Source organism: Caballeronia grimmiae, assembly GCF_022879615.1.
GTDB classification, from domain to species: Bacteria; Pseudomonadota; Gammaproteobacteria; order Burkholderiales; family Burkholderiaceae; genus Caballeronia; species Caballeronia grimmiae.
The window spans coordinates 313,397-326,892 of the sequence record NZ_CP084275.1 but is presented as its reverse complement, the minus strand read 5'-3'; the positions used below and the strand labels follow the sequence as shown (position 1 = coordinate 326,892).

The 13,496-nt window shown below is 58.3% G+C and carries 14 protein-coding genes; 3 read left to right on the top strand and 11 right to left on the bottom strand.

Annotated features, from left to right (window positions below; translation table 11 throughout):
- Positions 1-142: 142 nt before the first annotated feature.
- From ltrA to LDZ21_RS27875, 4 genes are all read right to left on the bottom strand, one after another.
- The gene (gene ltrA / locus LDZ21_RS27890; protein ID WP_244797440.1) at positions 143-1,522 is read right to left on the bottom strand and encodes a group II intron reverse transcriptase/maturase; all 1,380 of its coding nucleotides are present in this window, start codon (positions 1,520-1,522) and stop codon (positions 143-145) included.
- A gap of 499 nt (positions 1,523-2,021) precedes the next feature.
- Entirely contained in the window at positions 2,022-2,750 is a 729-nt protein-coding gene (locus tag LDZ21_RS27885; RefSeq protein WP_244797439.1) for a hypothetical protein, read from the bottom strand.
- A 529-nt stretch (positions 2,751-3,279) separates the two neighbouring features.
- Positions 3,280-4,470 (bottom strand): hypothetical protein, encoded by a 1,191-nt coding sequence (locus LDZ21_RS27880; RefSeq protein WP_244797438.1) that lies wholly within the window; start codon positions 4,468-4,470, stop codon positions 3,280-3,282.
- A 112-nt stretch (positions 4,471-4,582) separates the two neighbouring features.
- Positions 4,583-5,695: a hypothetical protein gene (locus LDZ21_RS27875; RefSeq protein ID WP_244797703.1), complete on the bottom strand. Its 1,113-nt coding sequence runs from the start codon at positions 5,693-5,695 to the stop codon at positions 4,583-4,585.
- A 431-nt stretch (positions 5,696-6,126) separates the two neighbouring features.
- Here LDZ21_RS27875 and LDZ21_RS27870 point away from each other — a divergent pair, with 431 nt between their 5' ends.
- The 3 genes from LDZ21_RS27870 to LDZ21_RS27860 are packed head-to-tail and all read left to right on the top strand — an operon-like array spanning position 6,127 to position 8,421.
- Positions 6,127-6,864, top strand: a complete 738-nt coding sequence (locus LDZ21_RS27870; RefSeq protein ID WP_244797437.1) for a type IV toxin-antitoxin system AbiEi family antitoxin domain-containing protein — start codon at positions 6,127-6,129, stop codon at positions 6,862-6,864.
- Positions 6,861-7,817: a nucleotidyl transferase AbiEii/AbiGii toxin family protein gene (locus LDZ21_RS27865; protein ID WP_244797436.1), complete on the top strand. Its 957-nt coding sequence runs from the start codon at positions 6,861-6,863 to the stop codon at positions 7,815-7,817. Before LDZ21_RS27870 ends, LDZ21_RS27865 begins: the two co-directional genes overlap by 4 nt.
- A gap of 10 nt (positions 7,818-7,827) precedes the next feature.
- Positions 7,828-8,421, top strand: a complete 594-nt coding sequence (locus LDZ21_RS27860; protein WP_244797435.1) for a hypothetical protein — start codon at positions 7,828-7,830, stop codon at positions 8,419-8,421.
- 3 nt (positions 8,422-8,424) lie between these two features.
- Here LDZ21_RS27860 and LDZ21_RS27855 read toward each other — a convergent pair whose 3' ends face one another.
- From LDZ21_RS27855 to LDZ21_RS27825, 7 genes are all read right to left on the bottom strand, one after another.
- On the bottom strand, positions 8,425-8,754 hold the full coding sequence (locus LDZ21_RS27855; protein ID WP_244797434.1) for a hypothetical protein: 330 nt from the start codon (positions 8,752-8,754) through the stop codon (positions 8,425-8,427).
- A 423-nt stretch (positions 8,755-9,177) separates the two neighbouring features.
- Complete coding sequence (locus LDZ21_RS27850) at positions 9,178-9,612, bottom strand: SET domain-containing protein (protein ID WP_244797433.1); 435 nt, start codon at positions 9,610-9,612, stop codon at positions 9,178-9,180.
- A gap of 138 nt (positions 9,613-9,750) precedes the next feature.
- Complete coding sequence (locus tag LDZ21_RS27845; RefSeq protein ID WP_244797432.1) at positions 9,751-10,980, bottom strand: site-specific DNA-methyltransferase; 1,230 nt, start codon at positions 10,978-10,980, stop codon at positions 9,751-9,753.
- 302 nt (positions 10,981-11,282) lie between these two features.
- Positions 11,283-11,627 carry a hypothetical protein gene (locus tag LDZ21_RS27840; RefSeq protein WP_244797431.1) on the bottom strand — a complete coding sequence of 115 codons (345 nt, stop codon included), beginning with the start codon at positions 11,625-11,627 and terminating at the stop codon, positions 11,283-11,285.
- A 94-nt stretch (positions 11,628-11,721) separates the two neighbouring features.
- Positions 11,722-11,940, bottom strand: coding sequence for a hypothetical protein (locus LDZ21_RS27835; RefSeq protein WP_244797430.1), 219 nt, complete (start codon positions 11,938-11,940; stop codon positions 11,722-11,724).
- Between the two features lie 86 nt (positions 11,941-12,026).
- Positions 12,027-12,566, bottom strand: coding sequence for a hypothetical protein (locus LDZ21_RS27830; protein WP_244797429.1), 540 nt, complete (start codon positions 12,564-12,566; stop codon positions 12,027-12,029).
- A complete protein-coding gene (locus LDZ21_RS27825; RefSeq protein WP_244797428.1) occupies positions 12,559-13,398 on the bottom strand; it encodes a hypothetical protein in 840 nt (279 codons plus the stop codon). The genes LDZ21_RS27830 and LDZ21_RS27825 overlap by 8 nt, the downstream gene beginning before the upstream one ends.
- Positions 13,399-13,496 lie beyond the last annotated feature (98 nt).

The following is a 13,496-nucleotide window of genomic DNA, read 5'->3' as shown; positions in this document are numbered from 1 at the left end:
CTGATAGATTCTTAGGCATACAAGCAGTTTGCATATTTTGTAACGCCTACGTTGCGAGATTCGTGATCGGGATAGGGGCAGGCCTCACGGCCCGACCCCTCCCACACCACCGTGCGTACGGGTCCGTACACGGCGGTTCGGATCAGTTGATCGGCGAGGGACCCACCGACGGAAGACCCAGCGAACGGAAGTAACGATTAGACAACGCCTTGCTCAGTGCCGGGCTGCAACTCAAACGCCATGCACTGTGTGACGACCCGGCTGTCGAGGCAGCAAGGTTGCGGCTCACCCCACGCGCCGTCAGTTCCCGGAATCGGGTGCGACCGCGTTTCCACTGCTTCCAGAGAAAGCAGCGAAGGCGACGGCGAATCCATTCATCCAGTTGGTGCAGTACGCGAGGCGTTTCACAGAAGCCAAAGTAGCCGCGCCAGCCCGTCAGATATCGTTTCAGCGAGCCGATCATCTGGTCGACACTGATCCCACACGAGCGTTTGGTCAGTTCCCGGATGCGTTCCTTAAAGCGGGCCAACGCCTTAGGCGCTATACGCCGTTTAGCGTGTGCCTGCATAGCGAACGTGAATCCAAGGAACTTGCGCGTATGTGGCCGTGCGACCGCGCTCTTCGCCTCATTGACCTTCAGCTTCAGCTTGCCGGTAAGGAAGGCCTTCAGGCCCGCCATCACCCGCTGGCCCGCGCGTGCACTGCGTACGTAGACGTTACTGTCGTCGGCGTACCGCACGAATCGCAGTCCGCGTCGCTCAAGCTCGCGGTCGAGATCGTCGAGCAACAGATTGGATAACAACGGCGACAGGGGACCGCCTTGGGGCGTACCTTCGTCCGTTGCGCCAACCAGCCCGTTTTCCAGCACACCCGCCGCCAGGAAGGAACGGATCAGCTTCAGGACTCGCCTGTCGCCGACACGCTTTGCTACCCGGCTCATCAGGATATCGTGGCTCACGCGATCGAAGAATTTCTCGAGGTCCAGATCTACAACCCATCGATACCCCGACTGGATGTAGCTTTGCGCCTTTGCCACGGCCTGATGCGCCGAGCGTCCCGGACGGAAGCCATAGCTGGAATCCGAGAACGTCGGGTCCCACCGCTTTTGCAGCACCTGCAACACCGCCTGCTGGACGAATCGATCAAGCGCAGAGGGAATGCCGAGTTTGCGCATGCCACCTCCGTCCGGCTTGGGTATCTCGACCCGTCTGACAGGTTGCGGCCTGTACGTGCCGCTCAGCAGCGCGACCCGGATCGACGGCCAGTGCTCGCGCAGGTACGCCGGCAACGCCTGAACCGTCATGCCGTCCACGCCCGGTGCACCCTTGTTCGCTTTCACACGCTTCAACGCCTGCTTCAGGTTCTCCCTTTCACAGACTTCTTCCATCAGTCGGTCACTAGCCGACGGGCTTTCAGACTCGGGGTTCGCCGACATAGGTTCAGCCCCTCGATCAGCAGCCTTCAGGGCTTCACCCTTGCCTCCGCTGTCGAGGACGCGTTGCGTTTTCTGCTGCGCTCCCATGTCGAGTTCTCCGGCTTACTCGCCGCTCCTTTCCGTTTGGGCCTTCGGGCGTCGCCGCCCTACTATGCCCGCTGCTGACTCCTGCACGGCGATCAACGCCCCTTGCGGAGCGTCCAGTCCTGATTCCAGGACACCGCACAGGCCTCCCGAGGTAAGCTCAACCGCCTTCACCACACACCTGCCAGATCTACCACCCCGTGCTTTGATGGTTGTGGACTTCGCGATCATTTGCTCGCTCGTCCGCCCGGGTAGGCCTCATATCTGGTTTCTGTTCGTCAGGTCATGGCTTTGCTACACGCTTCCTTCAGACCCCGCCTCACGACGACGCCCTTGCGTTTCACTAGTCCTTCGCCCCATCAGGCTGGACAGGGGACTTGCACCCCCAAGCTGTTGCGCATGCTCGGCGCACAAAAAAAAGGCCACCTACCAAGGGTAAGTGGCCTGTTGTCGTGCCGTTCTTTCTATACTTCGACTAGTAGCCGGCCGCGGCGTCGCAAATTCAGTTCGAAGCGCACGCAGCAATGTTCTTGGCAACCAGTGTGGTTGCAAAATCCGTGAAACGCTGGACCTTCCGAAGGTCTTTCTCGGTTTTAAAGCACGCGCCGATCATCTCCATTCGAAGCTCCTTAAGCTCTTCGGGCGTGTCGGTGTTGAGTCTTAGCTTGGCGTTGTAAAGGCCCGTGTACCCATTACAGGCCGCGAAGGCTTCCGCCTGCCGCGCCGCCAGGAACGCAACAATACCTGTGAATGCTACGTTGATCAGATTGTCCGTCTCAGGCCTCTTGCCCATGAGATCGTCGACAACCATCATCGCCGGACTAACACAGTCTTCGCTCATGTTTAAATCGCCTCCCGTGCTGGCCTGTATCACCTGAGAAGCAGCGGCGGCAGTGACTGCGCCGACAAATATCTTGGCGCCCGTCTTTGCGAGATCCGACTTGAACTCCGCGTTGGAGCGCTCCAGAATCTTTTCGCCCAACTCTTTCTCGGCTTTGCGCTTGTCGTACCAATCGCAACTCTGCTTTCGCAGGCCGTCAGGCAGGTCTTTCGGACAAAATATGCTTTCTTCCCCGTGAGCGACCGGGCAGAACAGCATGAACGCTTGCATGGTAGCCAGAAGGAGTATTTTTTTCATTTTTGACAAGACTCGACGATATTCTTGATTTCCCCCGCCGTTAGCGAACGACCAAGGGTTTTGGCTTTGCGCTTCACAGATGCTGGAATGCATGACATCTCTGCGCTCCCCTGTATGGCGACCGGCGACGGACGCGCAGATGGCAGTCCGTCCGCGAGGTCGGAGGGCATTGTAGCCGCTGCACTCGGTTGAATTAGGCCAGCACGCACTTGTACCTCGTGCATAACTCGCGCTCCGTTAAGCCCTGCTTCTATGCCAGCCTGGAGAGCCCGCTCACGCTCTTCGGCAGACGAGGCCTTTACCGTACAGCGCTGCCGTTCGTTGTCATACACCGCGCATTCGTAGTACGCACTTCTCTCGGAGACGCCACCAAGTGATCCGGGCTGGCCCGATGGAGCACTCACCTGCCCATACGGACCGGTTATTGGCAAGTCGCCGACGTTCCGACCGCTGCTCGTGACCCGCGCCGCCGGATGATTCTGGACGGCACCTGCCACCGCTCCGCCCGTCGCAAGGCATTTTCCCGAAATGGGGTCTTGTATAGCGCAGTTCGATTGTGCGGCTGCGCCTGCCGTAAAAGCCATGCCAAACGTAGTCAGGAGGATAGGGATCGAGTATTTGGTCATTTTCCACTCTCTGATTCGCTCAGAAGTGAGTTCAGGTCAGCAACAGTTTTGGCGGCAGAGCCAACGTCCGTCATCATCCGGATCGCTACCTGGACGGCTTGACGTTGCTCGTCGGTAAGATGCTGGCCCGGCGCATGTCGTGGCGCAGCTTGCTTCAGCGACTCGATTTCGCTTCGTAGATCCTTACCTATACCCAACTGGCGTGTGTATTTCCTGTAAAGCGACGCCACGTCCTGAAGCGTGAGCGAATCGTGCTCCGGCCTGATCGAATCGGACGTTGTCCAGTAGCCGCAGGCCGCCGAGCTGATTGCGGCCATACGGATCACGTACTTGGGATCGCTTTCGATCGGTGCGCCGCGGAACATGCGATTAAGCGCAACCTCGACCTTCAGATCTCGCTCTTGGATGTCGTGCCATTCTTCGATGCCCAGAAGGCGCACCAGCGTGCCTGCGTGCTTCGCTACGAAGTCGCGAGCGCCCGCACCGTCGGCCGCAGGCTGGGTCATTTCTTCTGAGGCGCCACAGTCTCCGCCAAGGACGTATTCGCGGATCAGCGCCATACAATAGCCATCGGCTTTCGCTGTCGCTCCACTCAGTACTGATTCATCCAGCGGCTTGCACATTCGCTCGACAGCGGCTCGTACTTCGTTGGGTACAGCACGTCGGCCAGATCGAGCGAGGCCCTGCCCTCTGATGCCCTCCGCCGCTTCCTGCGCGGTCTCGGATTCCCCGGTGCAGCCAGTACATTCAGTCGCGCCTGCTGCAATCTCACCAGCGTCGTGCGAACCGTTGCACTCGGGCACCAAGGCACCGAAAACACTCACCATACGGCTGGCTGAGCCCGAAGTGACGAGCGCTGCGTGGGATGCGAGGGGTAAGGCTTCGATCTTCGAACGCATACGGCCGAAAATTGCGAATAGCGCTTCGGGATCGCTGTAGACATCTTCAGGAAATGCCGTCTCCAGTTCGAGCAGCCGGCAAAGCAGCTTCAGGCGCGTCACAGTATCTGCATTGAGCCTTGTGTCCGACTTGACTGCCGGCGCCGCTTCCCGATGGATCGTCGAGGCGAAAGCGAGCATGTCAGCATAGTGCGCAGGCATGCCATGCGCCTGAAGGTACTGGTCCACCGTCGGGCGTACGGCATTCAATTCGGTTAAAACGTCGTTTATAGGGCGCTCGATGCTCACCGTGCCTCCAATGTGTGGGTGTCTTTCGCCATTCATCTTGCGGCGATTTTTGAGATAAGCCCGGTGTAGTCCGGCCAATCTCGATCGACTCGTGCCGGACTTCGCGTCGCGATCAGTTCATGGCTACGGCTGGCGTCGCCTTCTGGTAGGTAGAGTTCACGAGACTCGACCAGCCTGCTGAAACCTTCGTCGAGTCAGCGGCGACGAACATGCCGTTCTCCCACACCGCGCGCAGGACCGAGCCCTGGCTTGCGAATCGGGGCTGAGCCTGATATTTCTTCGAAACCGCGTCGACCACCTTTTTGAAGTCGACCTGTGTCGCCTTCAGAACACGGAACGCCGCTTTGAGCTGCCCGGTCGCAGGATCGAAGTTGAAAACGGCAGCCTTTGCGACCTCATCGCCCGCGATGGGTGCATATGCTTCCGCGCCTGCCACCGATCCGTCGAGGCGCTTCCACCCCAGATTGCCGTTTTCGCGATAGAGATCCTTCGCGCTGAGCTCGGCCGGCGCCTTGCCGAAGAAAACTGCCGGGTCGTTGCCCTCGGTGATCTCGTAGTCGCCCGAAGTGCTGTTGCCGAAAACGCCACCGACGTTGTCGACAGCGGACTTCACCGCGCCCGACACAGCACCCGAAACGGCCGTTCCCGCGCCATTCGTCAGGCCGCCCGTGACAGCATCAGCCATCGTGCCGTTGTGATAGACGGGACGCGCATATTGGTTTGCGCCCTGCGGCTGGCCATTTACGCCCGAGACGATTCCGTTCATTGCCGCGCCTTGCATGAGATCGCCGATGCCGCCCGCGCCGCCGGTGATCGAGCTGATGTTCATCTGGACAGCCATGCCACCCATCGCGTCCTGGGCAACCTTCTTCAGATCAATGAGCGGCGCCGATTTCTCGTGCTGGAGTTGCGCGTTGCGCATCAGAAGCGCGTTTTCCATCGACCCCCACTGGTTATTCAACTGCGCCTGAAATGCAGCCTTCGATGCCTTGTCCATCCCGGTGGTCTGCGTTTCGACCGCGTTGAAAAACTTCGCGCGTTCGGCTTCCAGGTCACTAGGCTTGTCGGCGCCCATGATCTTGCTGCCCAGCTTGCCCGTCGCCTGATTGACGACCGACATTGCTGCCTGAAACACACCCATGAACTGCGCGTGCGCCGGTGCGCTGGAAACCAGCATGGCTGCGCCCGTTGCCAGTGTCAGCTTGCCGATGGTCTTCACCTTCATCATTGCTTTCCCCGTTTGCGTTGTGTGTGAAACCCCGAGTCTTCCGGCGGACAGGGCCTCCTTGTGATCGACACGTCCGCGTTTGCGTGTCCCCATCTCGGTAACGATACATAACACGTACACATAATACGTATAGATTGTTTAGACATGCAAGTCGTTTTTTAGCAAGCCCATGCTGGCGTTTCATAGTGTCGGCATCCCCCCCGCCGCCGAGCGCCGATGAAACGAGCATGCCGCCCCGATACCAAAGGCCAAAATGCGTATTCTCATCGATACAAATAGGTCCTATACTTGATTTATTGCAAGCAAACTATGCATTAGCCCTAAATCAATAGTAGGGTCGTACCAAATCCAGTGCTTGCACACGCATAAAATATTGGTAGATAATCAAGTTTGACAGGAAATTTCTACGAATAAACTATGCGTCGAAAATGAGCAACCGAACGAGCATCCAGCGACTGTTGCAAGAGACCCAACGCGGGCGCCCACTGGATTCCGAAATGCTACGGGACATGGGCATCAGCGCGGCGCTCGCGCACGACCTCGTCAAATCGGGCTGGCTTCAGCACCTCTCAAGGGGTGCATATCTCATGACAGGTGATGTCCCCAGCCGAGACGGCACCATCGCGTTCCTAAGCCGGCGGGTGCCAGGAATGCACGTCGCAGGGAAGACCGCTCTCTCGTGGCAAGGCGTGCGCCATAACATTGCGTTCCGGGAGCGCGTTGTTCTGTGGGGACAGAAGCCTTATGCCTTCCCCGATTGGGTAGGCGAACACCTGCTCTACTCATACCAGACCACCACCTTGTACGACGACGACTTTCTCTACGGCGAAGGTCTGAAACCACTGCCATCGGGCGACCCGGCCGTGCTGGTGTCGATCCCGGAGCGAGCACTACTTGAGCTCGCCAGCGATGTCGGGAAAGGTCAAACCCTGGAAGAGGCCAGAAACCTCATGGTCGGCCTGCGAAATATCCGGCCGCAAGTGCTCGACAAGTTCTTGAGCCACTGCACAAGGGTCAAAGTCGTCAGGCTTGTCCGAGACCTCGGTGCCGAGGCAGGATTTTCGTGGGCGCAGGATCTTCAGAAGCACGTCGATCGTCTCGGTCACGGGAAGCGGTGGACGCATAAAACCAAAGATGGAAAACGACTGACACTGAAACCGCAATGAACGACATTTACCTTGATACCGTCCGGCTGATGCTGGGCATCGCACCCATCATCTTCGATACGCCCCTGTTTGCCATGAAGGGCGGGACGGCGTTGAATCTTTTCGTGCAGGCCATGCCTCGACTCTCGGTCGATATCGACGTGGTTATGGTTGACCGACAACTGGCCCGCGACGATGCAATCGCTGCGATCAGCAACGAACTGGACCGCGCCCGTGCGCAGATCGAAGCGGAGGGGCACGCTGTCTCCGCAGCAACCGCCTCCGGCAAGGCAAAAGGCGACGAGGTGAAACTGACCGTCATCTCCGGACAAACGTCTGTCAAGGTCGAGGTGAACTACGTGTTCAGGGGCACCTTGCTCGAACCCGTAAGCCGTCCGCTTGTGAAGGCGGCAGAAGAGATGTTCAACACCAGCATTACCGTGCCAACCCTGCACGAAGCAGAGCTTTACGGCAGCAAGCTGGTTGCAGCACTCGACCGGCAGCACCCGCGCGATCTGTACGACGTGCTCCATATGTATTCCGCGCCGTCGCTTGGACTGCGCAGCGATATTCTCGATGCGTTCGTCTGCTACCTCGCAGGCCATAACAGACCTATTCACGAAGTCCTGTTCGCTCCGAAGCACCCGATGGCGGACGCGCACGAAAAGGAATTTGTCGGCCTGACCATCGAAGCGGTTGACGTGAAGACGCTGGAGGCAACACAGGATCAGCTTCATCGCGAGCTACCCGCTGCACTGACCGCTAAACATCGCGAGTTCCTTCTGTCACTTGTCAGATTGGAGCCGAACTGGGAACTGATGCCGTATGGACATTTGAACGAGCTCCCCGCGATCAAGTGGAAGATCCAGAACCTCGAGAAGCTGAAGAAGAAAAGCGCCGAACGGTTTGCTGAACAGGAGGCGCTGCTGCGCCAGAAATTCGACGAGATTGACGCCGGCGGGACGCCGGAATGAGGAACACTCGATGATCGATGACGCAATCCAGTTGATGCTGATCCAAGACCCCATTCAGGGGCGGCTGCTCGTCTGTGACGTGCCGAACGAGATCGTTCTCTCGGGCGCCGCCGACCGATTGGCAGCAAAGTTCACAATGATTGGTGAAGGTGGAACCCACCTGTCGGCCAACGCCGGCAAGCTGCTCGTGGGAATCGGCGGTTACGATGCCGACCCTCGCGAGCTCTACCAGATCGACGAGGTGCGGGCGTTCATCCGCGATCTGACTACAAAGGTGCCGTGGTGGATAGCGCTATTGCATCCCACGCTGACGTTGACCTGGGTCTGTTGTCTTATTCCGAAGCCACAGATCCAGCGCAAAGAAGCGGGATCGCTGATGGTCAAAATCGATAACGAGGCGGTCGAAGCGGTTCTCGTCGAGGCGATAAAGCGGGCTGCGGACAGGATGTTCGAACTTGATCTGGAAGAAGAGGACGCTGAGACTTTGCTGCAAAACCTCACCATCACAGCCAATGGAATCATGCAGGGTATCGACCCCACGGAAGCCGACCCATTCATTTCCAAGGCGCTACGAGACTACCACCAGCAGTTTCGCAACCATTAAAGACTACGCAGAAGCATATATGTCCAGGAAATCCCGGACAGCCTTCGTATCGCCAGACTCGACGGCCGCTCTCAACTGTCCTAGGTGGCCGAGCAACTCTTCAAGCGCGAAGGCGTGGGCTTGAGGTTGAATGTTGAAGCACCGCTCTTCGTGCTCTTCGAGTTGTTCTTCTGTGGCACCGTCGGGAGCTTCGGCCATTGCTCGAAGAGCGATCGCAGCATTGCGCAACATACCTTCGAGACTGACCGTCATCCCATTTCGCGTCGCAGGCAGATTCGACGCTGCGACGATCTGCTCGCCAAACCGCGTCAAGTCGAACGACTTCTCACTCATCTCAAAGCACCTCTTCTTGTTCTGTGACACTTCTTGATTGCTCAAAAGAGTTGGCCGGATAGCGGACGAAGGTTTGCCCACTTCACCGCGCTTTTGTGCGTACGCCCCTCTTCGTCCACCCATTCAATCATCGAACGTTCGTGACGCGCTTCACCGAGCACCCGAACCACTCTGTCCTTGTAGTGCGCAAGCTTGTTCTTGCCAGGGCTGACCACTCTCTTTCTGCGCGGCATGCGTGACCTCACAATAGCGTTGCCAAATTCACGCCGTGATAACGGCTCACATTACCGTTCGAAGCATAACATGTAGGAATACGTATTGGATCGTAGAGCGAGCAATGGGGAGCGTAAAAAAAGGGCGCCACACAGGCGCCCGAACACACGCTAGCCACGGGGATCGTGGCCCGCAAAAAAACTTCACAAACTAAATGCCAAGCATCGTGCCTCGGCAACTCAGAGAGCCACAGCGGCAGATATAGCCTCGCGCGATCTCGTCAGTCACCGGCACGTCGAGTTCGAGCGCATAGTCAATCAGCAACTCCATTCCCGGCTCCAAATCCTTCGTCGCATGAAAGTAGACGCGCCCCGACTCCTCGATCGCCTCGCAGTTAGCTGCGCATGCGTGATTGACCCAACGTGCACTGTTGCCCTCCTGTCCGCCATCGATCACGCGCCCGTCCGACAGACCGAACAGGAATGTATGCCCTTCCACGCCCTCACGTTCGTGCCGGCGAATCGCTGATTTCCACGTTGTAACGATCCCCTTGTATTCCAGAATCCGCTCGCCCGCGGTTATCTGGCGCAAGGCAAAAACGCCCTTGCCGTGGATGGGCGAGCGACGAACAGCAACACGACGCATGATTGAGAAAGCCAAAGTAGATGAAGATGCGAGTGTATCCGAGACAGCGTGCCGAAAAAAAGGCCCAACGTTTCGAGAAGAAACGTGGGCCTGTCGACGAGATGCATCGCTGCGTCCGTCCGTAGTTAAAGACAGCGTTCAGGCGGAGAACAAGTCCCCTGCCGGCCGATAGCTGTCGATGCTGCTTCGGGTCATACGCGCGTTCGGGAAGCGATTGGCGCCGCCATAGAGGTACTCCAGAGTGCAATCAATGCCGATCCAGTGTCGTCCCATCTCTTCTGCAACGGCGCCCGTTTCCAGTGAGCCACCAAAGGGATCAAGAACCGTATCTCCCTCCCTCGTAGTGAGTGCCACAAAATGCCTCGGCAGATCGGCTGGGAACCGCGCCGGGTGAACCGGGAGCCCCTGCTCACGACACTTGCGGATGTAGTCACTATTTGAGGAAGTGTTCGACGCGACCAGGAGCGAGGTAGGTATCGCACCGCCATTGTCGACATCAAATGCTCCTGCGGCCAAATGATGACCACTCGGACGTGTACCACCCGTTTCCCCACCGGCCGCAATTCGCGATCGCATGGCCTCGCTGTATGGCACCAGCACGTTCCGGTTGTCCGCGTACGGTTCCCCGTTGGGCGCAAGCCAGTAGATCTGTTCTAGCGATGGCTTTACGCGCACGCGTCGAATCGTGACCCATTCCGCTGGTGCTGGCATCTTTGCCGGATTGTGCCAGGCGTACCGCTGGCAAAGCTTCCAGCCAAGCTCGTCTTCGAGGCGGATCAGAAGACGCTCCTGATACAGCGACATGTACGGCTCACCTGCGGTCCATACGTCACCCAGGTTGATCACCACCGACCCATCCGCAGTCAGCTTTTTCGGCCACTGCTCCGCTATACGAAGCAACCAATCCAGATACTCGTTGACGTGCTTGTTGCCGTATTGCTTCTCACGAAGAAGTGGGTATGGAGGGGAACAGATGATCGACTGGATGGAGCCATCGTCCAGATACCCTATCGCTTCCTCCGAATTCCCAAAAAGCGCAGTGCCCATGTCAGTGCAAAAGATGGTGATCACAATGCCGGGCGCCGCTCGACGAAGTGCATCCTTCCCTTTCCCAGTGAGTTCCCATTCCCCGGTTCCAATGGGCGTAATCAGGTTTTGAAGTCGGGCGCGCTGCTGTGCCCACCGAACTGAGCGTTTGTAGACGTTCACATTCTGGCGACCTACACGGACGGTTGCTTCCCGGGCCTCCTCGGAGATTCCGCACTTGGTTGCGACGGCATCGTACAAGTCAGCCGTACGCGATCGACCACCGTTGTCGTCCATTGCGTTTAACAACGGGAGAACGATTTGCTGTTGCGTATGCTGCATTTTCTGCTCCTTGATCGAAGCCTCGCGGACTCGGGCCCTTGCGGGCTCGGAAGTGCCCGCGAAGGTTGTGGATGGTAACGGCACGACGCCGTTGTTCTCTATGCCCGTAGTAATGCGATACAGGGAGCAGGAAAAAAGGCAAAAAAAAGCCGACACACGAGAATGTGTCGGCATAAATGTCCTGGCGGTATTCCGAGGGCCGCGCCAGAACCTGAGAGGAGTTCAGTATAACACGTGCGCGTACTTTATCTGTATTTCAATTAGAAAAGATGCGACTTGCATCGGCGCGGCCCGGTCAGTGCTCAAGAAAACAGGTAAGGATGTGCGTCTTGCCATGCATAGAAAGCCATCGCGGCATAGTGAACGACGATCGCAAGCGAGACACCGACGGCCCATGAGCCAAGAATCAGCGAAGGCACAAAACGGTCGCGGTCGACACCGCCGAAGTAGATCCAGGCCGCCATGATCGGGGCGAACACAATCATGACCGCATTGAGAACCCAGGCACCTGACCAGAGGTCAGCTTGCCAGAAACGTGTCACCGCGAGTCCTGAGGCAAACAGGACGCTGACGGCGCCAACGATAAAGATCGCCTCAAGCACTGCTACTTCCCACGGGATCTGGCGACGACGCGTGAAGATCAACATAACTTCCCCCCTAACTAGGTGATTAACAACGACTTTCCCGCCAGCATATCCATTTCGACGGCTGGTGCAAGCCGACGCGCAATTCCGTCCGCTTTCAGGATGGATTGTCGGATTTGCGCAACACACGATAGGCCCCAAATGCGAGCAGCATCACAACAGCAACGACCGGCGCCAACTCGACCAGTTCGCGGGCGCGCATCGCTGGGTCAAGCGCCAGCCAATGACGCGCGGCCACAACGACCACGCTCAACGCGATCAGCACTCCGGCCGCGAAAGCGAGCCGGGAGAGCAGCTCCTCGGCCGTGGCAAACATGCGGTCCGCATCAGTGGACGCGCGAAAGTCCGCGTTGCGGTCGTCGCGTCCGTTCTCTCGGCGAGAGAATCGACTATAAAGCACGCTCAATGCTCCCCTTTCTCCGCATCGACGGGCCGATCCACCAGTTTGGGAATGATGTCGCGCCTCACCCGGGCGAACGCTTCCTTGTAACTGCCCGCCCGGCGTGCCTCCTTGATGATCAGGCACAGCCTCATATCGCTGTACGGGTCGGCATCAGACGTTGCGGCGTCGCCAGCGATGAGCGTACACAGCCGCGCCAACGTGCGTTCGGTCTCATCGCTTGATGGGCTGTCGTGAGCTATGTGCACCCGTCCGTCCGGCTCAGCAATACACCAGCCGCCACCATACCGACTGACGCTCCACTCGCCGATTCTGGTCACGCTCGAGGCGCCCTCTGCTGCGGCGCCGACATCGGTGAGAGTCGCAATCATCCGGCCAGAGGTCTCATTGAACACCTCGACCGTGTCCCACCCATGCGGGTCCGCCAGCCAGTGTTTCGCGTAGACAATCGCGCTCGCATCGTCTCGCTGAACCAGGTGTTCGAACGTAGCTTTGGCCTGACTGTTCCGTCGTTGCAGGCGCACTGTGTACTTCTCAGCCATGGTTTTGGCCCTCCATGCCTGCGATACGATCAGCGGCACGCCGCAGGTCGCCCTTGCAATCGATCAGCGCCGTCTCGAACTGCTCGTGCACGGTAACGTCTGCCGTAAATCCCGGCTGGTACTTGATGATCGACTGGAGGACATCCATCCTCTCCTCGTCGGTGAGAACCGATGGATCTGCTTCGGCCTGAGGGACCTCGGGGACGTGCGGCATCTCCGCGATCACCCTCTGGAGAGCATTGCGGCACGCGATCGCGCCCAGGTAGTCGCCATGGAAGTCGCGAGCACGAAATTCCGCCGCTTTGGAGTCGCAAAGCTCAGCTGCTCGCTCGAGAGCAAGACGGGTAGCCATGACGATAGGGGCTTCGCAGACACCATCGGCTACGGTCGAAGCCGGATAGCTGTGGAGCCGCCAATGTGTGACGTGCTGCGCCACTTCCGTTCGGGCTGCTGCGACACTGTCCGGATCTTCTGACGGGTAGAGATCGTCCGCTTTGATGTCGAAGAACTGTTCCCCTGCGAAGTCGACGCCTTGTGTGAAAGCGAGAACCCGAAGCGCCTGGTCATAGGGTGGGAGCCCATCCTGAACGCTCACAAAGCCAGCCGGCGCCACCGTGTCACCCTGCACCCGATATGCTGCGGCGACCGTAGCACGGAGATCGCCTAGCACGAGTCGCCCCAAAGTTTCGCGCGCATCCCTCGCTGCCACGAGCGTGCGTTCCTTCAGCGTGGAAGCGGGCTCTGCTGCAACGCCAAGTGCCTCGCGAAGCATCATCAGTTCGGCACGAAGGCTGTCCAGAACATCATCGGTTGCAATCGTTTCTCTCATCATGTCTCACGGGGAAGGATTTTACATGATCCATTTCGATACTTAACACGTACCTATAATTTTATCCGCTCTGACGACGTTAATTCAACCACCTCATCGAC